This is a genomic window from Streptomyces sp. H27-C3 (assembly GCF_030063415.1).
Taxonomy (GTDB): domain Bacteria; phylum Actinomycetota; class Actinomycetes; order Streptomycetales; family Streptomycetaceae; genus Streptomyces.
Genome location: NZ_JASITA010000014.1, coordinates 15,790 through 36,291, shown reverse-complemented (window position 1 = coordinate 36,291; position 20,502 = coordinate 15,790). Strand labels below are relative to the sequence as shown.

Genomic DNA, 20,502 nt, shown 5'->3' with positions numbered 1-20,502 from the left:
CATGAAGGGCTACAGCATGGTTGAGCGCCGCGTCACCGTCGGCTGGACCGAGGGCCTGCACGCCCGGCCTGCCTCCATCTTCGTCCGTGCCACGACCGCATCGGGTGTTCCCGTGACGATCGCCAAGGCCGACGGCAAGCCGGTCAACGCCGCTTCCATGCTCGCGGTGCTCGGTCTGGGCGCGCAGGGCGGCGAAGAGGTCGTGCTCGCCTCCGAGGCCGATGGCTCCGAGGCCGCCCTCGACCGTCTGGCGAAGCTGGTCACCGAGGGGCTCGACGAGCTGCCCGAGACCGTCTGACACGCAGTCCGACACGTACGGAAGAGCCGTGGGGGGCCCCCCCCCCCCCCCCCCCACGGCTCTTCCGCTTTTGCGCGGGCCGTGCGCGGGACGGCACCTGAGTCGATACGTGAGACGACCCGCGAGACGACCCGCGATTCGATTCGGCGCCCAATTCGGGCAGGCCGAATTCGACCGAACTCAATTCAGGTAGGCCAAGTTCGGGCGGGCTGAATTTGGGCAGCAGGAAAATGGCCCCGCCAATTCATGTTCCTTATATACGGCGCGCCTGTTAATTGTGGCCGCCCGCGGTGTTTACGGCGTGTTGCGAAGTCCTCACCCGTTCCGGTGCGGGGTGGCGCAGCCGGTGCGCCGGGACCGCGCGTTCGGCGTGCAGCGCGGTCAGCGCCCTGGCCCGCTCCGCGTCGCCGCGCGCCACCGCGTCCACGATCGCGCCGTGCTCCGCCCAGGACTCGACCGGACGGGCGTGCTGCTCGACGGCGTACATCCAGGTGACCTTGTGCCTGAGCTGGGTGAGCAGCGCCGTCAGGCCGGGGCTGCCGGAGGCCTGGGCGAGCGTCTCGTGGAACCAGCCGCCGAGTGAGCGCAGATCCTCGCCCTGCCCCCGGCGGGCCCGCTCCTGACCGAGCCTGACCAGGCCGCGCAACACCTTGAGGTGCGCGTCGGTGCGCCGCCTGGCGGCCCGTGCGGCGCCCAGCGGCTCCAGCAGCGTCCGGACCTCCAGGAGGTCGGCGGCGTCCTGCTCGGTGGGCTCGGCGACGCAGGCCCCCGCGTGCCGGCGGGTGGTGACGAACCCCTCGGACTCCAGGGTGCGCAGGGCCTCGCGCACCGGGACGCGCGAGACGCCGTAGCGGCGCGCCAGCAGCTCCTCGGTGAGCCGGCCGCCCCGCTCGAAGACACCGCGGACGATGTCGTCACGGATTGCCGTGCATACCGAATGCGCAGGAATGCGCATGGCCGAACCTCCGCCTCAATCCCCGCGAAACGCGGTCGATCCACTCCTGTTCTGCGACTCTATTGCAGCAATCGCGAATTTCCGATGGGCGGCCGGAATTCATGGATATCTTTTGGCCATCTCCGCGAGGTCGCGGACGGGCGGAGTCACGTACGCGCGCACCCGGGTACGCCGAAGGCCCCCGCACGAGGTGGCGGATTCTAGGAGTCGTCGCAACACGTGGTCGGTTGTTCAGGCCGCGAGCAGTTTAGACAGACGCTCGGCTGGGGTTTCCCAGCCGAGCGTCTTGCGTGGGCGGCTGTTGAGTTCGGCGGCGACGGTGTCGAGGTGGTCGCGGGTGTGGAGTGCCAGGTCGGTGCTCTTGGGGAAGTACTGGCGGAGCAAGGCGGTTGGTGTTCTCGTTCGAGCCGCGCTGCCAGGGGCTGCCGGGGTTGCAGAAGTAGACCGGGACGCCGGTGGTGACGCTGAAGGAGTGGTGGGCGGCCATCTCGGTGCCCTGGTCCCAGGTGAGGGATCGCATCAAGTGGGGTGGGAGGGTCTGGACCGTCTCGGCCAGGGCGTCGCGCATACGCTCCGGTCCGTAGTGCCCTGGCCAGTTCTCGCCGCAGTTCACCGCGGCCCTGGACGTAGAGGGCCTGGTAGATCGTCTCGTGGACCACGTGCGTTTCCGGGCGCTCGGGGAAGCGGCTGCGGAGAGCCTGACAGATCTGTTCAGGGCTCCACCGCATGGTCAGGCGGTCCTGGACGAAGCCCCGTAGTTCGGGGTTCTGGCCGATCTTCCCCGGCTTGGGGCGGGGCCGGCGGGCATCGGCACGGGGCCTGGGCGGCGTGCGGCCGGTAGTGGCCGTTGCCCGGGTGCCGGTTGCGGCGGATCTCCCGGCTGACCGTGGAGGGACTGCGACCCAGCTCGGCGGCGATCGCCCGGACCGTCGCCTTCTCCCGTAGCCGGTCGGCGATGTGGGTCCGCTCTTCCTCGCGAAGGTACCGGGACGGTGCAGAGGACGGCTCCACCGTGTTGGCCGGTGGAGCCGCCTTCTGCTTGCCCGACGGGTTGCGCCCGTATCGCCGGCGCTTCCCGGTCCGCCGGTTGATCCCGACGATCCGACACGCCTGCGTGTTACTCATGCCCTGCCGCATGGGCCGGAAGTATGCCGCTCGCTCCCTGGCGAGCTTCCTGGGCCCCTGTGGCTTGCGGTCCTCACGGATCTCGAAGTCCATCGCATCCCCTGAGCCGGGGTGTTGCCACGACCACTGGAACTCAATAAGCCGGGGCCTTCGGGAATGCGGGGGCCGCGCCGTGTCAGGCGTTGACGCCGTGTCCGCGCAGGTACGCGACCGGGTCCATGTCCGAGCCGTACTCGGCGCTCGTACGGGCCTCGAAGTGCAGGTGCGGGCCGGTCGAGTTGCCGGTCGAGCCCGAGATGCCTATCTGCTGGCCGGGCGTGACGGCCTGGCCGACGGTGGCGGTGATGGACGAGAGGTGGCCGTACTGCGTGAACGTGCCGTCGTTCATCCTGATGACAATGTTGTTGCCGTACGCGCCGCCCCAGCCTGCCTCGACGACGGTGCCCGCGCCGACGGCCACGACAGAAGTGCCGGACGCGGCACGGAAGTCGACGCCGGAGTGGCTGCCGGAGGACCAGAGCGAGCCGCCGGACTTGTAGCCGGTGGTCACGGCGGAGCCGGCGACCGGGAGCGTGTACGAGGTGAGGCGCTTGCGCTCGGCCGCACGGGCGGCGCGCTCCTTGGCCTCGCGCTCGTCGCGCTCCTTCTTGGCCTTCGCCTCGGCCTTGCGCTCGGCTTCGGCCTTGCGCTCCGCGGCGGCCCTGCGCTCGGCCGCGGCTTTGCGCTCGGCCTTCTCGGCGGCCTGGTGCTGCGCCTGGGCCTGGGCGTCTATCTGGTCGGCCAGGGAGTCGTTGATGACGATGGCCTGGGTCAGGCCGGTGTCCTCGACGGAGTGGGCGGCGCCTGCGCCCTTGTCCTCGGCGGCGAGCGCCGGAGAGGCCAGCGTTCCGATGACGCCGGTCGTCGCGAGGGCGGCAACGCCTGCGATGTTCGCGCTTCTGCGCGTCATGCGGCTGGGACGCCGGTGCTTCCCGGTGGTGCGGCTGAACGCCATGGAGGGGCTGATCCTTTCCTTCCTTCTCGCCTACCGGGTTAGCTGACGGGTTCGGAGCAGGAAGGTCTCCTACGGGCCCCTCCGCGGTACGGAGGCGTCCGATTCACCCCAGGGACTGAATGGGTCCCCGGCTCCCCAGGCTCGCGCCTGACGGGGACTCGGCGATGACTGTCCGGTTGCCGCGGCTGCGGCTCATGCGACGAACAGCCGGACCGACGCTAAACGGCACATCTTTCAATCACCAAACAGACAGAGCGTTTTGTAACGCACCCCACACACCAGACAGGCAACCACCGCAACAAACCGGACATACGGGAAGGACCCCGGCGGCCTGTCGGCCACCGAGGCCCCTCTACATCCCGCTATGTACCTCCATGCGAGTGCGGCAGGACGGGCTCAGCCCGTGACCACCGTCACTTCACCGATGCCGAGGGCCCTGACGGGCTCCTCGATCTGCGAAGCGTCCCCCACGAGCACCGTGACCAGGCGGTCATCGGGGAAGGCGCTGACGACGGCCGCGGTGGCCTCCACCGTGCCCGTCTCGGCGAGGCGTGCGTACAGCTGGGCCTGGAAGTCGTCGGGCAGCTGCTGCTCGACCTGGTCGGCCAGCGTGCCGGCGACCGCGGCGGCCGTCTCGTACTTGAGCGGCGCGACACCCACCAGGTTCTGCACGGCGACATCGCGCTCGGCGTCCGTGAGGCCGCCGGCCGCGAGGGTGCGCAGCACCTTCCAGAGGTCGTCGAGCGCGGGTCCGGTGGACTCGGTGTCCACCGAGCCGCTGATGGCGAGCATCGCCGCACCGGTGGCTCCGCCCTCCGAGGAGGGGGCGGCGGAGCGCAGCACCTGGCCGAAGGCGCGCACGCCGTAGGTGTAGCCCTTCTCCTCGCGCAGGACGCGGTCCAGACGCGAGGTGAGGGTGCCGCCCAGGCAGTACGTACCGAGCACCTGGGCCGGCCACACACGGTCGTGCCGGTCGGCGCCGATCCGGCCGATCAGCAGCTGTGTCTGCACAGCGCCGGGCCGGTCCACGATGACGACGCGACCCGTGTCGTCGGCGGTGATCGGCGGCACGGGGCGGGCCGGGGCGGTGTTGCCCGTCCAGACCCCGAGGGTCTCGGCCAGTACGGCGTCCAGGTCGACGCCTTCGAGGTCGCCGACGACCACGGCGGTGGCCGTCGCCGGGCGCACGTGCGCGCCGTAGAAGCCCTTGACGCCGACGGCGTCGATGCGCTTGACCGTCTCCTCGGTGCCCTGGCGGGGGCGCGACATGCGCGAGGTGGCCGGGAAGAGCTCCTTGGAGAGCTGCTTGGCCGCGCGCCTCGACGGATTCGCCGCCTCGTGAGGGATCTCGTCGAGCCTGTTGGCCACCAGGCGCTCGATCTCGGCGTCCGCGAAGGCGGGTGCGCGCAGCGCGTCGGCGAGCAGGCCGAGCGCCTTGGGCAGCCGGGAGACCGGGACCTCCAGGGAGACCCGGAGGCCGGGGTGATCCGCGTATGCGTCGAGCGTGGCGCCGCAGCGCTCCAGCTCGGCGGCGAACTCCTCGGCGGAGTGCTTGTCGGTGCCCTCGGAGAAGGCCCTCGCCATGATCGTGGCGATGCCGTCGAGGCCCTCGGGCTCGGCCTCCAGCGGGGCGGCGAGGAAGATCTCGACGGCCATGACCTGCTGGCCCGGGCGGTGGCAGCGCAGCACGGTCAGGCCGTTGGGCAGGGCGCCCCGCTCGGGGGCGGGGAAGGCCCACGGGGTGGCGGTGCCCGCACCGGGCTGCGGGTGGAACGTCATGCTGGCGGCAGCGGTGTCGGTCACAGGTCCGCCCCTTCCTGCTCTTCGGTCTCGTCGGCGGCGTCCGCGTCGGCCTGGGTCGGTTCGTACACCAGGACCGCCCTGTTGTCCGGGCGGAGCCTGGCCTTGGCGGCTGCCTGCACCTCTTGCGCGGTGACGTCCAGAACGCGCTGGACCGCGGTCAGCGCGAGCTGCGGGTCGCCGAACAGGACGGCGTAGCGGCAGAGTTCGTCGGCGCGGCCGGCGACCGTGCCGAGCCGGTCGAGCCACTCGCGCTCCAGCTGGGCCTGCGCGCGCTCCATCTCCTCGGGCGTGGGGCCCTCGGCGGCGAACGTCGCCAGCTCCTCGTCGACGGCGCGCTCGATGTCGGGAATCTCCACGCCGGCCGACGTCTTGACATCGAGCCAGCCGAGCGAGGGCGCGCCCGACAGACGCAGCAGGCCGAAGCCGGCCGCGACGGCTGTGCGGTCGCGGCGGACCAGCCGGTTGTGCAGCCGGGAGGACTCGCCGCCACCGAGGACGGTGAGGGCCAGATCGGCCGCGTCCGCCTCGCGGGTGCCGTCCTGCGGCAGCCGGTAGGCGGCCATCAGCGCGCGGGCCGGGACGTCCTCCTCGACGACCTCGCGCAGCTCCGAGCCGATGATGTCGGGAAGGGAGCCGTCACGCGGGGGCTGCTTGCCGTCGTGGGACGGGATGGAGCCGAAGTACTTCTCGATCCAGGCGAGCGTCTGCTCGGCGTCGATGTCGCCGACGACCGAGATCACCGCGTTGTTGGGCGCGTAGTACGTACGGAAGAAGGTCCGTGCGTCTTCGAGCGTCGCGGCGTCCAGGTCGGTCATCGAACCGATCGGCGTGTGGTGGTACGGGTGTCCCTCGGGGTACGACAGGGCGGTCAGCTTCTCGAATGCCGTGCCGTAGGGCACATTGTCGTACCGCTGGCGGCGCTCGTTCTTGACGACGTCGCGCTGATTCTCCATGGACTCTTCGTCGAGCGCGGCGAGCAATGAGCCCATCCGGTCGGCTTCCAGCCACAGGGCCAGCTCCACCTGGTGGGTGGGCATCGTCTCGAAATAGTTGGTGCGCTCGAAGCTGGTCGTGCCGTTGAGCGAACCGCCCGCACCCTGCACCAGCTCGAAGTGGCCGTTGCCCTTCACCTGCGCCGAACCCTGGAACATCAGGTGCTCGAAGAGGTGAGCCAGGCCCGTGCGGCCCTTGACCTCGTGCCGCGAACCGACGTCGTACCAGAGGCAGACCGCGGCAACCGGGGTCAGGTGGTCCTCGGAAAGCACCACCCGAAGGCCATTGGCCAGCCGGTGCTCAGTCGCTGTCAGGCCGCCGGAGCCGGCCTGCACTGTGGCCGTGTGACCCATGGGCATGTACGTCCCTTCGATCGCGATAAGGAGAAGTCCTGCCACTGTATGCAAGCGTGCTGACACCTGGCGAAGTTCCCGTTCCGGATACGCCCTCAGGGAACGTCCTGGAGGGCGCTTCGGACGGGTCGAGGTCGGGGATGTCAGTGCGCCGGTCCACAATGGTCGGCGTCAGACCCAGAACTTGCCCTACAGAACCGCGAAGGAGCCGCAGCCGCGATGGCCCGCCGCAGCACGAAGACCCCGCCGCCGGACGATGCGTTCGAGGAGAAGATCCTCGATGTCGACGTCGTCGACGAAATGCAGGGCTCCTTCCTCGAGTACGCGTACTCGGTGATCTACTCGCGAGCGCTGCCCGACGCCCGCGACGGCATGAAGCCGGTGCACCGCCGCATCGTCTACCAGATGAACGAGATGGGGCTGCGGACCGACCGCGGCTATGTGAAATGCGCCCGCGTCGTCGGCGAGGTGATGGGTAAGCTCCACCCGCACGGCGACGCGTCGATCTACGACGCGCTCGTCCGGATGGCGCAGCCGTTCTCGATGCGGCTGCCCTTGGTCGACGGACACGGGAACTTCGGCTCCCTCGGCAACGACGACCCGCCGGCCGCCATGCGGTACACCGAATGCCGGATGGCCGACGCCACGTCGCTGATGACCGAGTCGATCGACGAGGACACCGCCGACTTCACGGCGAACTACGACGGGCAGGAGCGGGAGCCGGTCGTGCTCCCTGCGGCCTACCCGAACCTGCTGGTCAACGGCGCTTCCGGAATCGCCGTCGGCATGGCGACGAACATGCCACCGCACAACCTGGGCGAGGTGATCGCCGCCGCCCGGCACCTGATCAAGCACCCGGGTGCCGACCTTGAGACGCTGATGCGTTTCGTGCCAGGACCCGACCTGCCGACCGGCGGCCGGATCGTTGGCCTGGGCGGAATCAAGGACGCCTACGAGAACGGCCGCGGCACCTTCAAGATCCGTTCGACGGCGACCATCGAGGACGTGACGCCACGCCGCAAGGGCCTGGTCATCACCGAACTGCCGTTCACCGTCGGCCCCGAGAAGGTGATCGCCAAGATCAAGGACCTCGTCTCCGCGAAGAAGCTCCAGGGCATCGCGGACGTCAAGGACCTCACCGACCGCATGCACGGACTGCGTCTGGTCATCGAGATCAAGAACGGCTTCGTCCCCGAGGCCGTCCTTGAGCAGCTCTACAAGCTGACGCCGATGGAGGAGTCCTTCGGCATCAACAATGTGGCGCTGGTGGACGGTCAGCCGTTGACGCTGGGGCTCAAAGAGCTTCTTGAGGTCTATCTGGACCACCGCTTCGAGGTCGTGCGCCGCCGCAGCGAGTTCCGGCGCACCAAGCGGCGCGACCGGCTGCACCTGGTCGAGGGCCTGCTCGTCGCCCTGCTCGACATCGACGAGGTCATCCGCCTCATCCGCTCCAGTGACAATTCGGCGCAGGCCAAGCAGCGGCTGATCGAGCAGTTCTCGCTCAGCGAGATCCAGACGATGTACATCCTGGACACGCCGCTGCGCCGGCTCACCAGGTTCGACAAGATCGAGCTGGAGAGCGAGCGCGACCGGCTGAACGGCGAGATCGACGAGCTGACCGGCATCCTGGAGTCGGACGTCGAGCTGCGCAAGATGGTCTCGACCGAGCTGGCCGCGGTGGCGAAGAAGTTCGGCACGGACCGGCGCACGGTCCTGCTGGAGTCGGGCAGTTCACCGATCGCCGCGGTGCCGCTGGAGGTCGCGGACGATCCCTGCCGCGTCCTCCTGTCGTCGACAGGGCTGCTCGCGCGTACGGCCAATGGCGAGCCGCTGGTCATGGACGACGCCCGGCGCGCCAAGCACGATGTGATCATCTCGGCGGTGCCCGCCACGGCGCGGGGCGACGTGGGGGCGGTCACGTCGGACGGCCGGCTTTTGCGGCTGGCCGTGATCGACCTGCCGCAGCTGCCCGGCACCGCGTCCGCGCCCAATCTCTCGGGCGGGGCGCCGGTTTCGGAGTTCCTGTCCCTGGAGGCGGACGAGACCCTGATCTGTCTCACCACTCTCGACGAGTCCTCACCGGGGCTGGCGCTCGGCACCGAGCAGGGCGTAGTGAAGCGGGTCGTCCCGGACTACCCGTCCAACAAGGAAGAACTGGAGGTCATCTCCCTGCGGGACGGTGACCGGGTGGTCGGCGCGGCCGAACTGCGCACGGGCGAGGAGGACCTGGTCTTCATCACCGACGACGCCCAGCTGTTGCGCTTCCAGGCCGGGCAGGTAAGGCCGCAGGGCCGTCCCGCCGGCGGCATGGCGGGCGTCAAGCTCGCCGACGGCGCCAAGGTGATCTCCTTCAGCGCGGTGGACCCGGCGGCCGACGCCGTGGTGTTCACCGTCGCCGGGGCGCGCGGCACGCTGCTCGGGGACACCGAGACATCGGCCAAGCTCACGCCGTTCGACCAGTATCCGCGCAAGGGCCGGGCCACCGGCGGGGTGCGCTGCCAGCGGTTCCTCCGGGGGGAGGACACCTTGATCCTGGCCTGGGCGGGGACGGCGCCACCACGCGCGGCCCAGAAGAACGGCACACCGGTGGAACTGCCGGCCCAGGACCCGCGCCGGGACGGCTCGGGCACCCCGCTGCCGGCCGAGGTCGCGGCGCTGGCGGGACCCGTGTAGCCGGGAAGACGATCGGGCCGGATCAGTCCTCGGCCTGTACGTACCGCAGGACGCCCCACATGCTGCGCTCATCGGCAGCATGTGGGGCGTCCTGCGTTCCGGGCTCCCGGCACTCCGCCAGTTCCTTGCCCAGCGCATCGGCATCGATCCCGGAGCCGATGAGTACGAGCTGGGTGAGGCGCGGCGCCTCCCGGCCCCAGGGCGCCGGGTAGAAACGCAGGAACCGGCCGACAGCATGCACCGCGTACTGGTTGCGGGCGTCCGCGGAACCGAAGTCGACGTACCCCTTGATCCGGTAGAGGCCCGCGGGCCTGGAGTCGAGGAACTCCATCAGGCGGCGCGGGTTCATGGGCTCGTGCGAGACGAAGGAGACGCTCGCGTACGCCGCGTGCAGGTGATCGGCGTGATCACCGTGCTCCTCGTCCGCTTCGGCGCGCAGGTCCTCGAAGGACAACTGGCGCGCCCGCTCCCCGCCGTCGGGCAGCACGGCGGGATCGAAGAGCAGCTCCGGATCGATCCGCCCGTACTCCGCACGGACCACGGCCGCGCCCTCGGTAAGGTCGCCGATGGTGGCGATGATGCGGTCGAGCTGCTCCTGCGCCACCCTGTCCGTCTTGTTCAGAACGACGAGGTCGGCGATGGCGAGATGCCGGTCGATCTCGGGGTGCCGCTCGCGGGTCGCGTCGAACTCGGCGGCGTCCACGACCTCGGCAAGACCGCCGTACACCACCCGGTCGTTCTCACCGGCCAGGATCATCCGGACCAGCTCCTGCGGCTCGGCGAGGCCGCTCGCCTCGATGACGATCACGTCGAGGCCGACCGCGGGCCGGGCCAGTTTCTCCAGGTACACGTCGAGTTCGCTCGCGTCGACGGCGCAGCACAGACAGCCGTTGCCGAGCGAGACCGTGGAGTCCCCGAGCTGCCCGGCCACCGCCATGGCGTCGATCTCGATGGCCCCGAAGTCATTGACGATCGCGCCGATCCTGGTGCCCCTGCTCCGGGCCAGGAGATGGTTGAGCAAGGTGGTCTTGCCCGATCCCAGAAAGCCCGCGAGGACGATGACCGGGATCTGCTTCTTGCTCACCGGGGGGCCTTTCTCAGAGCGCGGGTACGGGCTGCGGCGGGGGCGGGCCGATGTACCGGGCCGCCGGGCGGATGATCTTCGAGTCCGCCGCCTGCTCCAGGATATTGGCGCTCCAGCCGACCACCCGCGCCGCACAGAACGTCGGCGTGAACATCTCACGCGGCAGCCCGCAGAGCTCCATGACGACTCCGGCGTAGAACTCCACGTTGGTGTGCAGCTCACGCCCAGGCTTGAGCTCGGCGAGGATCTTCTCCACCCGCGCCTCGACCTGCACCGCGAGCTCCACCAGTGGGCCGCCGAACCGCTCGGCGATCCCGCGCAGCATCCGCGACCTCGGGTCCTCGGTGCGGTAGACGGGGTGCCCGAAGCCCATGATCCGGTCCCCCGCGAGGACCCGTTCGCGGATCCAGCCGTCGATGCGGTCCGGTGTCCCGATCGCGTCGAGGGTGTCCAGGGCGCGGCTGGGAGCCCCGCCGTGCAGCGGCCCTGAGAGAGCGCCGACTGCGGCGACCAGGCAGGCGGCGATGTCCGCGCCGGTGGAAGCGACGACCCTGGCGGTGAAGGTCGAGGCGTTGAAACCGTGGTCGACGGTGGAGATCAGATACGGCTCGACGGCCTCGACCTGGGCGGCCTCCGGCTCCGAACCGGTCAGCATGTAGAGGTAATTGGCGGCGTACGGCAGGTCGTCGCGCGGCTCCACGGGGTCGAGTCCGCGGCCGAGCCGGTGCAGTGCGGTGAGCAGGGTGGGTACGGCGGCGCAGGCGGCCAGCGCGTCGTCGCGGCGCCGGTCGGCGTCGAGGTCGTACACGGGCCGGTACGCGGAGGCCGCGCCCAGGAGCGAGAGGGCGGTGCGCAGCCCGGCGAGCGGACCCGCCCCGGCGCCGGCACGGGCCAGGGCGGGCAGCGCGTCCCGCACACCGGCGGGCAGGTGGCGCAAGGCCGCCGTCCTGGCGGTGAAGGCGGCGCGCCCGTCGGCGTCGGGCAGCTCCCCGTGGAACATCAGGTGCCAGACGTCCTCGAAGGTGCGGCTCCGCGCGAGCTCCACGGCCGAGTACTGGCGGTAGTGGTAGAAGCCCTCGCGGCCCCTGACGTCCCCGAGCGCGGTGTAGGTGACGACGACGCCCGCGAGACCGCGCGGCACATCGAGCGGGGCGTGGCTGGTGCTGGTGCTGGTGGGCATTTCTTCCTCCCGGAGCAGCTGGGAAAACCTCGAAGCATCCCCGTACATCCCCGCACATCCCCGTAGAGACGTACATTGATCTGACTGTCCATCCTTGACTCAATCTCTGTCAACATTGATCTAATCAACATGGATACGGTGACTCACATGAGGGATCAAGGCGCGGACGGGGAGCGGCTCACCACCCGGGAGGCCGCGGAGCGGCTCGGCGTCAAGCCGGAGACCGTGTACGCCTATGTGAGCCGCGGGCGGCTGAGCAGCCGTCCCGCACACGGTGGGCGCGGCAGCACGCTCGACGCCGGGGAGGTGGACGCCCTGGCCCGGCGCACCGGCCGCCGCGAGCCCTCGGCCGCCGCCGATCCGACATTCCGCACCCGCATCACGCTCATCGAGGACAACCGCTACTACTTCCGCGGTGTCGACGCGGTCGAACTCGCCGGCCGCTACGGCTTCGAGGAGGTCGCGGAGTGGCTGTGGACCGGGGTGCCGCGGCCGGGCATCCGGTTCAGCGCGCCCCAGGAGAGCCTGGAGGCCGCGCGCAGGACGGTCGCCGCACTGCCCGCGCACAGTGGGCCGATGGACCGGCTCCGCGTCGCGGCAGTCGCGGCGGCGGCCACCGACCCGCTGCGCTTCGACCTCTCCCCCGAGGCCGTGATCGGCAGTGCCCGCAGCCTGATCCCCACCCTGGTCGGCGCGCTACCCGCGGTCGGGCAGCCCGATCGCGCAGGCGACCGGCTGGCCAGGCAGTTGTGGCGGCGACTCACCGCACTGCCCGCCGACGATGCGTCACTCGCCGTACTGGACACGGCACTTGCCCTCCTGGTCGACCACGACCTGGCGGCGTCCACGCTGGCCGCCCGGGTCGCGGCCTCCGCCAGGGCCCATCCGTACGCGGTGATCTCCGCGGGCCTGGGCGTACTGGAGGGCCCCCTGCACGGCGCCGCGAGCGGGCTCGCCCACCGTATGCTCGCCGAGGTCGTCCAGCGGGGCGGCGCGGCCCCCGTGGTCGCGGACCACCTGCGCAACGGGCAGCGCATCCCGGGGCTCGGCCATCGCATCTACACCGCCGAAGACCCGCGCGCCCAGGCGCTGTTCGCGCTCCTGGATAAGATTCCGCGGGCGGCCCCGGCGCTGGCGGCCGCCCGCGACGTCGTCACCACGGCGGCGCGCCACACCCCGCTGCACGCCAATGTCGATCTCGCACTGGCCGTGCTCTCGGTCTCCGCACGGATGCCCGCGGAGGCCGGCGAGACGGTGTTCGCGGTGGCTCGGACGGCGGGCTGGATCGCGCACGCGCTGGAGGAGTACGAGGAACGGCCGCTGCGCATGCGCCCCAGCGGTCAGTACGTGGGACCGCGCGCCCCACAGCCCCTTCCGTAGCGGAAGCGATTGCCGATGATGAGCGTTGGACACACTGGTCTATATGAACGCGCGAGGACGCCGACAGCAGCCAGGAGGACCGAGCCCGCCTCCACTTCGACCCGCTCTGCAAGGTCATGGACGACCCTGGACCGGCCGCTGCGAGGGGATTGCAGCCAGAGCGCCAGCGCTGGTTCCTATTCGCCCACGCCCTGAAGTGCATCGTTTTGAGCGCCTACCGTCTCGGCATCATGAGCAAGAACAAGGTGCTCGGCCACATGCGGCGCTTCTGCCAGAGTCAAGTCTTCGGCCACTACTGGGGTGCCATGCAGCATCACCGGCATTCCTTGCAGAGTGGCCCCAGCCCACTGGCGTCCGGCATTGTCTCGGGATTGAAGAGGAAGGGGGCAGCTGGTGGCTGACTCGATGCGGCACTCGGCTCTGCGTACGGCGGTCAAGATCGCCGCATGGCTCGTCCTCATCGCCGTCGGCATCGTGCTCGTGGGCGTGGCCTCGGTCGCCATCAGCGGCTGGTTGATAGACGAGGTCGAACGGGCCAACGGAAACAGTGCGGTCGCGGCCGAGCGAAGTGGCATGGGCGACTACTTCGGTGGCGTCAGTGCCGTCTTCTCCGGCACCGCACTGATTCTACTGGTCATCACTCTCCTGTACCAGCAACGCGAACTGCGTTTGCAACGAAGGGAACTGGGGCTCCAGCGAGCCGAACTCTCGGCCTCCCGCGACGAACTCCGCCGAAGCACGGAAGCGGACCTGCGAGGACTCCATGTACAGCTCACTCAGATGCAGATGGATAACCCTTCCCTAAGGGCTGTCCCGGAGAACCGGCGTCCGTAATCCGCCAGCATCTGTTCGCCAATCTCACTTTCGGTCACTATCTCTTGATGTTGAGGTGGGGGAGCATTACGGAGGGCGAGATGCTCGTCCATGCGCGAGACCTCGTTCGCAGCCCCGCCTTTCGTCGCTATTGGACCGCTTCGCGGGCATTGAAGGCCGAGCTGCCGGCTGACAGCGACGAGGGCCGGATGTTCCAGTTCCTCGAAAGGGCCATTGCCGAGTCCGACCGGGGGGGCACACCTCCCAGCCGTCCGTAGGAGCCGCCCCCCGCCCTCCGCATTTCGGATCGGCATGTCCAGCGCTCTACCGTCTATGTCCATGAGCACCGCACCGACCACCTCCGGCAGGCGACTACGTCTGGGCTGGCCCCAGCGCGTCTTCTCGCAGGTCCTGCTGATGCAGCTGGCCATCGCCACCGGCGTGACGGTGCTGGCCACCGGCCTTTTCCTCGCCCCCCTCAGCACCCAGCTCGACGACGAGGCGATGCGGCGCGCCCTCGCCATCGCGCAGACCACCGCGGCCCGGCCCCGGCTCGCCGAGGCACTGGCCGACTCGAAGCCCCGCGTCGACGGGCCCGTACAGATCGAGGCGGACCGTATCAGGCGCGTCACCGGCGCCGAATACGTCGTGATCATGGACAGGCGTGGGGTCCGCTGGTCCCACACCGACCGGGACCAGATCGGCCGGGTGGTGTCCACCGACCCCAGCGACGCGCTCGCCGGCCGGGAGGTCATGGAGATCGACGACGGCACTCTCGGCCGCTCCGCCCGCGGCAAGGTGCCGCTGCGCGACGCGGACGGCGGGATCGTCGGCGCGGTCTCGGTCGGCATCGAGTACGACAGCGTGCGCGCCCGGCTGCTTGCGGCGATCCCGGGGCTGCTGGCGTACGCGGGCGGCGCACTGGCCGTCGGAGCGCTCGCCGCGTATCTCATCTCCCGAAGGCTCCAGCGGCAGACCCACGACCTGGCCTTCTCCGATATTTCCGCGCTGCTCACCGAACGTGAGGCGATGCTGCACGGCATCCGTGAGGGCGTCGTGGCGATCGACGCCACGGGCCGGATCCGGCTGATGAACGACGAGGCGCAGCGGCTGCTCGGCCTCGGCGCCGAGGCCACCGGGCTGCCCCTGGACGACGCGCTGGGCGAGGGCCGTACCGCCGATGTGCTGGCGGGCCGGGTCATCGGCGACGACCTGCTGACCGTGCGCGGTCAGCGGGTGCTGGTCACCAACCGGATGCCGACCGACGACGGCGGCGCCGTCGCGACCCTGCGCGACCGCACCGAGCTGGAGCAGCTCGGTCGCGAGCTGGACTCGACCCGCGGTCTGATCGATGCCCTGCGCGCACAGGACCACGAGCACGCCAACCGGATGCACACGCTGCTCGGGCTGCTGGAACTGGGCATGCACGAGGAAGCGGTCGAGTTCGTCACCGAGGTCGCCGGTGTGCACCGCGCCACCGCCGAGCAGATCACCGAGAAGGTCCACGATCCGCTGCTGGCCGCGCTGCTGGTCGGCAAGGCCACGGTCGCCGCGGAGCGCGGTGTCTCGCTGCGACTCTCGGGCGCGACGCTGCTGCCCGACCGCCTGGTGGACCCGCGCGGCCTGGTCACCGTCGTCGGCAATCTCGTCGACAACGCGCTGGACGCGTCGGCGGGATCCCCGGACGCCCGGATCGAGGTCGAGTTGCGCGCCGAAGGGCGCACGGCCGTCCTGCGGGTGACCGACAGCGGGCCCGGAGTCCCCGCCGGGCAACGCGAGTTGATCTTCACCGAGGGCTGGTCGACCAAGGAACTGCCCGCGCACGGCAAGCGCGGCCTCGGCCTGGCGCTGGTCCGCAGGCTCGCGGAGCGGCAGGGCGGCAGCGCCCGGGTCGGGGCGGGTGCGGACGGCGGGGCCGAATTCACCGTCGTACTGCCCGAGGAACTGACCGACCTGCCGGGGGAACCTGCAGACCGGTCGAGGGCACCGGCGGACGCGTCGAGGGAGTCGAGGGAACCGCCAGATGACTCGGGGGAACGGGCCGGAGCGTCGGAGGAACCGGCCGGGGCGGAGCACAACACGGTGAGAGAAGCGCGATGATCGACGTACTCGTGGTCGACGACGATGTCCGGGTCGCGGAGATCAATGCCGCCTATGTGACCAAGGTGGCGGGCTTCCGCGTCGCGGGGCGGGCACATTCCGCCGCCGAGGCGCTGGAGCAGATCCGGACACGCTCCGTCGATCTGGTCCTCCTCGACCACCATCTGCCGGACGGGAACGGTCTCGCGCTCGTACGGGAGCTTCGCGGGCTCGGATTCCAGACCGACGTCATCATGGTGACGGCGGCGCGCGATGTCGCGACGGTCCAGGCGGCGATGCGCCAGGGGGCACTCCAGTACCTGGTGAAACCGTTCAACTTCGCCGGACTGCGCACCAAGCTGGAGGCGTACGCCGCACTGCGCCGCACCCTGGACGGTGGCGGTGAGGCGGAGCAGGCCGAGGTGGACCGCATCTTCGGTGCGCTATCGGTGTCCGGCTCCCCCGACCTTCCCAAGGGGCACTCGCCGACCACGGCGGAGGCCGTCAGGCGGGTGCTGATGAGCGCGGACGGGCCGCTGTCCGCGCACGAGATCGCGGAGCGCGGCGGCATGAGCCGACAGACCGCGCAGCGCTATCTCAAACTGCTGGAGCGGACGGGACGGGTGCGGCTGAGCCTGAAGTACGGGGAGACAGGGCGCCCGGAACACCGCTACACATGGGCGGCCAGCCGCTAGCGGATGCGGCAGCGCTCCAGGGGCGGCGCGGTATCTCCCGCGCACGCCCCTGGCGCTGAGCGCAAGAGCACGCCCCCGGCGCCGGGGTGACACCGGGACGGGGTGGGAACCGCGATCGCTCCAGGAGCGCGCGGCACCTCCCCCGCGGGCCCCGCGCACGCCCCTGGCGCTGAGCGCAAGAGCGCGCTCCCGGGCGCCGGGGAACGCGGGGCGCGCGTCCCCGGCGCCGGCGCGCACCCCCGGCGTTGAGGACTCGGGCACGCGCCGAGCGCTCAGGGCAGCGGCGCGCTCGGACACCCGCGCGGACCGGCCCCCGCGGCCGGTGTCCTCAGCCGACGTCCACGGCGCGCCCCCACGGCCGACGTCCACGGCCGACGGGCCAGGGCTCCGGTCACCCGACTCCGTCCGGCGCCGTCAGACGACGCCCGTCACGGTCACCGTGACCGCCGCGGGCCGGCCCGCCCCCGCCCGGGTGGCCGCGGCCTCGACCGCCGCGCGGACCGCGCGGGTGACATCCAGGGCGCGGTAGCCGCGTACGACCCCGAGATGCACCTCGATCCGCCAGGTCGGGGGATCGCCGATGGCCCTGGCCCGTACGCCGCCGGAGCCTCGCTGCCGCTGCGCAGAGGCGCCACGCAGGAGGTCCGCGAGGCCGGGGCGCAGGTACGCGACGCCGGGGACGCCGAGGGCCGCGGCGGCGGCGAGGCGTTCCAGATCGGCCCGGGTGGGACGCGCTGTTGTCATCGGTCGCTTCCGTCCTGCTCGTTCGCTTCGCCCCGCCCGTACCCGCCGTCCCGCTCCGGCTCCTCGTCGAGGATGTCGGTCACGCGTACGTCGACGGACCGCAAGGGCATGCCGAGCACGTCCCTCGCCGCGGCGAAGATCCGGCCGCGTACCGCGTCCGACGCCTCCTGCAGATTCCAGGTCAGGGCGACCGTGACCGCCACCTCCACGCGAGCCTCCGATTCGACCGGGGCGATGCGGCAACTGCCGGCCCGTACGCCCGGCAGCGCGTCCGCCGCGGCGCGGAAGGCCTTGGCCGCTGCGGATTCGAAGACCCAGCTGTCCTCGTCGGGCTCCCCCAGGGGAAGTGTGCGACCGGGCCTCAGTTCCAGGCGCACGATGTCCATCACGCGCGCGGTGACCGCCTCCGCGTCGGGCAGCTCCGCGTCCGTCGAACGGGCGCGGCCGACGAAGTCGTCCAGGACGCGCAGCTCGGCCAGGGCGGCGGCGCAGTGCGGGCAGTGGGCCGGGTGGCCGTCGGTCGGGTCGTCGGACAGCCGGTCGTCCCAGACATCGGCCAGGGAACGGCCGCACGGCAGCACCTCGTCGTCCGCCGGATCGACGGACGGGCCCTGTTCCTGGTCGTGCGGGATGCCGTCGGGCGGCACGGGGGTCGCGTTCATCGCCATGCGCCCATCGCCTCCATCAGATAGCGCCGTGCGCGGAAAATCCGGCCACGAACCGCCTGATGGCTGATCCCGACCGCCTCCGCGATGTCGTCGTACGGCAGGCCGTGCAGCTCGCGCAGCACCCAGCACGCCCGCTGCTCCGGCGAGAGTTGGGCCAGCGCGACCGACAGTTCCTCCAGGGCCGCGCCCGCCTCGGCCGCACGCGCGGGTGAGCCGGTGTGCTCCGGAGTGGCCTGCTCCGCGACGGCGTCCAGGTCCGCCACCGGCCGCCGCGTACGCAGCAGGTTCAGGCAGCGGTTGGTGACGATGCGGTACATCCAGGTACGGAAGGCCGCTTCGCCCCGGTACTCGGGCAGCCTGCGCCAGGCGCTGACGAAGGCGTCCTGCGCGGCGTCCTCCGCCTCCGTCCGGTCACCGAGCATACGGACGCCGAGCTGCAGCAGCACCGGCCCGTGCCGTCGTACGAGGACTTCGAATGCCTCTTCGTCGCCCTCTCGGGCACGCACGGCCAGCAGGGCGTCCTCGTCGTCAGCCCCGGACCGGTCCTGCGTGCGCTGTGGCGGTTCATCCCCGTCCCCGGGCACTCGGCGGCTCCTCTCGATTCCTGCGCTGCTGCGTTCCCGCACTACCGCGCTCCCGCATTGCTGCGTACCCGGCTTGCTGCGCTTCTGCATTGCCGCGCCGGTGCGTGCGCGCCCACATTGGCGCGTCCCCGCGTGTTCTGCTGCTTGGACACGGCTGCGCCGCGTTCGTCACGCGCCTGGCGTGATGAACCAGCCCGGAAAGAAGTCGGCGGATCCGCGTGACACTCCGCCGCCCTTCGTGTCCAACGAAGTGACAGGGCAGACATGCCGGGAACTCCGAGAGGAAAACCGATGACAACGCACACAGCCTCCGCCGGCTCGGTCAGCGCCTCCACTCCGCGCAAGGGCACGGGGCACAGCACCACCGTCGGGACCGGCGCGACCGGTGCGGCCGAGCCCGCGGGGACGCGTGGCAAGACCTCGATCGCCGATGTCGTCGTAGTGAAGATCGCGGGCATGGCGGCGCGTGAGGTGCCGGGCGTGCACGACATGGGCGGCGGTCTGTCACGCACCTTCGGCGCGGTGCGCGACCGCGTGCCCGGCGGGCGCCCCAACGTGGGCCGCGGGGTCAAGGTCGAGGTCGGCGAGCGCCAGACCGCCATCGACATCGACCTGGTCGTCGAGTACGGCGTCCCGATCATGGATGTCGCGCGTGACGTACGGGAGAACGTGATCTCCGCCGTGGAGCGGACCACGGGTCTTGAGGTCGTCGAGGTGAACATCTCCGTCGACGATGTGCACCTGCCCGAGGAGTCCGACGACAGCAGCACCGGCGCCGAAGCCCGCGTGGAGTGAAGGACCACACGCGGATGAGCGGAGCACAGCTGGGACTGCTGGTCGGCATGGCGCTGGCCTTCGCCGCCTGGTTCGGCGGCTTCGGGGCGTTCTTGCTGGTCGCGGCGCTGGGCGGGATCGGATTCGCGATCGGCCGGGCGCTTGACCAGGGAGTGGACGGGCCCGAGCTGCGGCAGTTCCTGGACGGCATTGCGGACCGGAGGCGCTGATGGAACGGGCGGAGCACGCACAGGCGGGTGCGTCGGCCGGGCAGGCCGCCGACCGTGGCGCGACAGTGATCGCGGACCGGGCGGTACGGCGCATCGTCGCGCGCGCCGCCGAGGAGAGCCTCGGGAGGGGCGGCACGACGGAGCGCGCCGCGGTGGTCCGGCGCGGCGCCTCCGCCCGCGTCTCGCTGGACATCGGCCTGAGCTATCCGGCGGACACCACGGAGCTCGGGTCCCGGGTGCAGGACCATGTGTCGGCCCGGACGGCCGAGTTGACCGGCCTGACGGTGTCCACGGCTGCGATCAGGATCACCCGGCTGCGTCCCGGGGCGGACATCCCCCGGCAGGCTGCCGCGCCGGCTCCGGACGGATCGACCGGACCGATCACGCCCCGCGCCCGGCGGCGGGCGTGGTCGGCCCGGCGGCTTCCGGCCGCGCTCCTCGCACTGGCGGGGGCCGCGCTGTGCGGCGCTCTCCTGTACGACGCCCTGACGAGCGGCGGCGATGCGGCCGTAACGCTGCAGGAAGAGGCCCTGGACCGCCTCGCGGGTACCGGCTACACCGGAGCCCGGGTGACGACTGCGGGGGCCTGTGTCGCGCTGCTGGGGGTGTGGCTGATCGTGATCGCCATGGCACCCGGTGCCCGGCGGCGGCTGCCGATGGCCGCGGCGTCGCCGGACGTACGGGCCGAGCTCGACCGCGGCGGGGCGCAGAGCCTGCTGCGGGACGCCGCGCTGGATGCGCCCGGGGTCACCGCGGCGCGTGTCCGAGTACATCGCCGGATGCGGGTCGGCGCACGCGTCACCATGGCATTCGGTGATCCGGGCGACGTACGCACAGCGGTGACCGCCCGGCTGGACGCGGCGCTGCTGGCGCTGGGCACAGCCCGGCCGGGTCGACTGCGGGTCCGGGTCGTCCGGGACCGGAGCTGGCGCACACCGGACGCCACCGGCACCGGCACCGGCACCGGCCAAGAAGCGAAGAAGACGGGACCGCACGATGAAGCCCAGGAAGCCCAGCAAGCTCTCGAAAGCCATCAGCCCAACGGGGCGCACCAGGCCCCGGCGTGACAGTGCCAAC

20 protein-coding genes, 1 pseudogene and 1 riboswitch are annotated in these 20,502 nt (G+C 71.1%); of the genes and pseudogenes, 11 read left to right on the top strand and 10 right to left on the bottom strand.

Features of this window, described 5'->3' with window-relative positions; all coding sequences use genetic code 11:
- Positions 1-16 precede the first annotated feature (16 nt).
- Positions 17-298 carry an HPr family phosphocarrier protein gene (locus tag QMK30_RS15840; RefSeq protein ID WP_283518890.1) on the top strand — a complete coding sequence of 94 codons (282 nt, stop codon included), beginning with the start codon at positions 17-19 and terminating at the stop codon, positions 296-298.
- Positions 299-569: 271 nt separating this feature from the next.
- Here QMK30_RS15840 and QMK30_RS15835 read toward each other — a convergent pair whose 3' ends face one another.
- The 5 genes and pseudogenes from QMK30_RS15835 to QMK30_RS15815 form a co-directional block, all read right to left on the bottom strand.
- Complete coding sequence (locus tag QMK30_RS15835) at positions 570-1,253, bottom strand: GntR family transcriptional regulator (protein ID WP_283518610.1); 684 nt, start codon at positions 1,251-1,253, stop codon at positions 570-572.
- 231 nt (positions 1,254-1,484) lie between these two features.
- Positions 1,485-2,471 (bottom strand): annotated as a pseudogene (locus QMK30_RS15830) (IS30 family transposase).
- Between the two features lie 82 nt (positions 2,472-2,553).
- A complete protein-coding gene (locus tag QMK30_RS15825; RefSeq protein ID WP_283518609.1) occupies positions 2,554-3,372 on the bottom strand; it encodes a M23 family metallopeptidase in 819 nt (272 codons plus the stop codon).
- Positions 3,373-3,385: 13 nt separating this feature from the next.
- Positions 3,386-3,546, bottom strand: a riboswitch (cyclic di-AMP (ydaO/yuaA leader).
- Positions 3,547-3,768: 222 nt separating this feature from the next.
- Entirely contained in the window at positions 3,769-5,151 is a 1,383-nt protein-coding gene (locus QMK30_RS15820; RefSeq protein WP_283518889.1) for a M16 family metallopeptidase, read from the bottom strand.
- A gap of 20 nt (positions 5,152-5,171) precedes the next feature.
- Positions 5,172-6,527, bottom strand: a complete 1,356-nt coding sequence (locus QMK30_RS15815; RefSeq protein WP_283518887.1) for a M16 family metallopeptidase — start codon at positions 6,525-6,527, stop codon at positions 5,172-5,174.
- A 213-nt stretch (positions 6,528-6,740) separates the two neighbouring features.
- On the opposite strand from QMK30_RS15815, the gene QMK30_RS15810 reads away from it, so the two are divergent.
- Positions 6,741-9,194: a DNA gyrase/topoisomerase IV subunit A gene (locus QMK30_RS15810; RefSeq protein WP_283518607.1), complete on the top strand. Its 2,454-nt coding sequence runs from the start codon at positions 6,741-6,743 to the stop codon at positions 9,192-9,194.
- Between the two features lie 22 nt (positions 9,195-9,216).
- Here QMK30_RS15810 and QMK30_RS15805 read toward each other — a convergent pair whose 3' ends face one another.
- On the bottom strand, positions 9,217-10,278 hold the full coding sequence (locus QMK30_RS15805) for a CobW family GTP-binding protein (RefSeq protein WP_283518605.1): 1,062 nt from the start codon (positions 10,276-10,278) through the stop codon (positions 9,217-9,219).
- A 13-nt stretch (positions 10,279-10,291) separates the two neighbouring features.
- Positions 10,292-11,458, bottom strand: a complete 1,167-nt coding sequence (locus QMK30_RS15800; RefSeq protein ID WP_283518603.1) for a citrate synthase — start codon at positions 11,456-11,458, stop codon at positions 10,292-10,294.
- Between the two features lie 147 nt (positions 11,459-11,605).
- On the opposite strand from QMK30_RS15800, the gene QMK30_RS15795 reads away from it, so the two are divergent.
- The 6 genes from QMK30_RS15795 (at position 11,606) to QMK30_RS15770 (ending at position 16,425) form a co-directional block, all read left to right on the top strand.
- Positions 11,606-12,838, top strand: coding sequence for a citrate synthase (locus QMK30_RS15795; RefSeq protein ID WP_283518602.1), 1,233 nt, complete (start codon positions 11,606-11,608; stop codon positions 12,836-12,838).
- Positions 12,839-12,954: 116 nt separating this feature from the next.
- Positions 12,955-13,239, top strand: a complete 285-nt coding sequence (locus QMK30_RS38795) for a DUF6082 family protein (protein ID WP_502963149.1) — start codon at positions 12,955-12,957, stop codon at positions 13,237-13,239.
- Complete coding sequence (locus QMK30_RS15785; protein ID WP_283518599.1) at positions 13,232-13,672, top strand: DUF6082 family protein; 441 nt, start codon at positions 13,232-13,234, stop codon at positions 13,670-13,672. Before QMK30_RS38795 ends, QMK30_RS15785 begins: the two co-directional genes overlap by 8 nt.
- Positions 13,673-13,716: 44 nt before the next feature.
- Positions 13,717-13,929, top strand: a complete 213-nt coding sequence (locus tag QMK30_RS15780; protein ID WP_283518598.1) for a DUF6082 family protein — start codon at positions 13,717-13,719, stop codon at positions 13,927-13,929.
- A 61-nt stretch (positions 13,930-13,990) separates the two neighbouring features.
- Positions 13,991-15,751 carry a sensor histidine kinase gene (locus QMK30_RS15775; protein ID WP_283518597.1) on the top strand — a complete coding sequence of 587 codons (1,761 nt, stop codon included), beginning with the start codon at positions 13,991-13,993 and terminating at the stop codon, positions 15,749-15,751.
- Entirely contained in the window at positions 15,748-16,425 is a 678-nt protein-coding gene (locus QMK30_RS15770) for a response regulator (RefSeq protein ID WP_283518595.1), read from the top strand. The genes QMK30_RS15775 and QMK30_RS15770 overlap by 4 nt, the downstream gene beginning before the upstream one ends.
- 414 nt (positions 16,426-16,839) lie before the next feature.
- On the opposite strand, the gene QMK30_RS15765 is transcribed toward QMK30_RS15770, so the two are convergent.
- From QMK30_RS15765 to QMK30_RS15755, 3 genes are read right to left on the bottom strand one after another with little or no spacing between them, the layout of a single operon-like run.
- Positions 16,840-17,169, bottom strand: a complete 330-nt coding sequence (locus QMK30_RS15765) for a hypothetical protein (protein WP_283518594.1) — start codon at positions 17,167-17,169, stop codon at positions 16,840-16,842.
- Entirely contained in the window at positions 17,166-17,837 is a 672-nt protein-coding gene (locus tag QMK30_RS15760) for a hypothetical protein (RefSeq protein WP_283518592.1), read from the bottom strand. Before QMK30_RS15760 ends, QMK30_RS15765 begins: the two co-directional genes overlap by 4 nt.
- Positions 17,828-18,421, bottom strand: a complete 594-nt coding sequence (locus QMK30_RS15755; protein ID WP_283518591.1) for an RNA polymerase sigma factor — start codon at positions 18,419-18,421, stop codon at positions 17,828-17,830. The genes QMK30_RS15760 and QMK30_RS15755 overlap by 10 nt, the downstream gene beginning before the upstream one ends.
- Positions 18,422-18,712: 291 nt before the next feature.
- Here QMK30_RS15755 and QMK30_RS15750 point away from each other — a divergent pair, with 291 nt between their 5' ends.
- From QMK30_RS15750 to QMK30_RS15740, 3 genes are read left to right on the top strand one after another with little or no spacing between them, the layout of a single operon-like run.
- The gene (locus QMK30_RS15750) at positions 18,713-19,216 is read left to right on the top strand and encodes an Asp23/Gls24 family envelope stress response protein (protein WP_283518590.1); all 504 of its coding nucleotides are present in this window, start codon (positions 18,713-18,715) and stop codon (positions 19,214-19,216) included.
- Positions 19,217-19,230: 14 nt separating this feature from the next.
- Positions 19,231-19,425 (top strand): hypothetical protein, encoded by a 195-nt coding sequence (locus tag QMK30_RS15745; protein ID WP_283518588.1) that lies wholly within the window; start codon positions 19,231-19,233, stop codon positions 19,423-19,425.
- Positions 19,425-20,492, top strand: coding sequence for a DUF6286 domain-containing Asp23/Gls24 family envelope stress response protein (locus QMK30_RS15740; RefSeq protein ID WP_283518586.1), 1,068 nt, complete (start codon positions 19,425-19,427; stop codon positions 20,490-20,492). Before QMK30_RS15745 ends, QMK30_RS15740 begins: the two co-directional genes overlap by 1 nt.
- Positions 20,493-20,502: the final 10 nt, after the last annotated feature.

Coding starts and splice junctions, on each gene's coding strand:
- QMK30_RS15840 (WP_283518890.1), top strand. CDS start 17: ATGGTTGAGCGCCGCGTCACCGTCGGCTGGACCGAGGGCCTGCACGCC.
- QMK30_RS15835 (WP_283518610.1), bottom strand. CDS start 1,253: ATGCGCATTCCTGCGCATTCGGTATGCACGGCAATCCGTGACGACATC.
- QMK30_RS15825 (WP_283518609.1), bottom strand. CDS start 3,372: ATGGCGTTCAGCCGCACCACCGGGAAGCACCGGCGTCCCAGCCGCATG.
- QMK30_RS15820 (WP_283518889.1), bottom strand. CDS start 5,151: ATGACGTTCCACCCGCAGCCCGGTGCGGGCACCGCCACCCCGTGGGCC.
- QMK30_RS15815 (WP_283518887.1), bottom strand. CDS start 6,527: ATGCCCATGGGTCACACGGCCACAGTGCAGGCCGGCTCCGGCGGCCTG.
- QMK30_RS15810 (WP_283518607.1), top strand. CDS start 6,741: ATGGCCCGCCGCAGCACGAAGACCCCGCCGCCGGACGATGCGTTCGAG.
- QMK30_RS15800 (WP_283518603.1), bottom strand. CDS start 11,458: ATGCCCACCAGCACCAGCACCAGCCACGCCCCGCTCGATGTGCCGCGC.
- QMK30_RS15795 (WP_283518602.1), top strand. CDS start 11,606: ATGAGGGATCAAGGCGCGGACGGGGAGCGGCTCACCACCCGGGAGGCC.
- QMK30_RS38795 (WP_502963149.1), top strand. CDS start 12,955: ATGGACGACCCTGGACCGGCCGCTGCGAGGGGATTGCAGCCAGAGCGC.
- QMK30_RS15775 (WP_283518597.1), top strand. CDS start 13,991: ATGAGCACCGCACCGACCACCTCCGGCAGGCGACTACGTCTGGGCTGG.
- QMK30_RS15770 (WP_283518595.1), top strand. CDS start 15,748: ATGATCGACGTACTCGTGGTCGACGACGATGTCCGGGTCGCGGAGATC.
- QMK30_RS15765 (WP_283518594.1), bottom strand. CDS start 17,169: ATGACAACAGCGCGTCCCACCCGGGCCGATCTGGAACGCCTCGCCGCC.
- QMK30_RS15760 (WP_283518592.1), bottom strand. CDS start 17,837: ATGGCGATGAACGCGACCCCCGTGCCGCCCGACGGCATCCCGCACGAC.
- QMK30_RS15750 (WP_283518590.1), top strand. CDS start 18,713: ATGACAACGCACACAGCCTCCGCCGGCTCGGTCAGCGCCTCCACTCCG.
- QMK30_RS15745 (WP_283518588.1), top strand. CDS start 19,231: ATGAGCGGAGCACAGCTGGGACTGCTGGTCGGCATGGCGCTGGCCTTC.
- QMK30_RS15740 (WP_283518586.1), top strand. CDS start 19,425: ATGGAACGGGCGGAGCACGCACAGGCGGGTGCGTCGGCCGGGCAGGCC.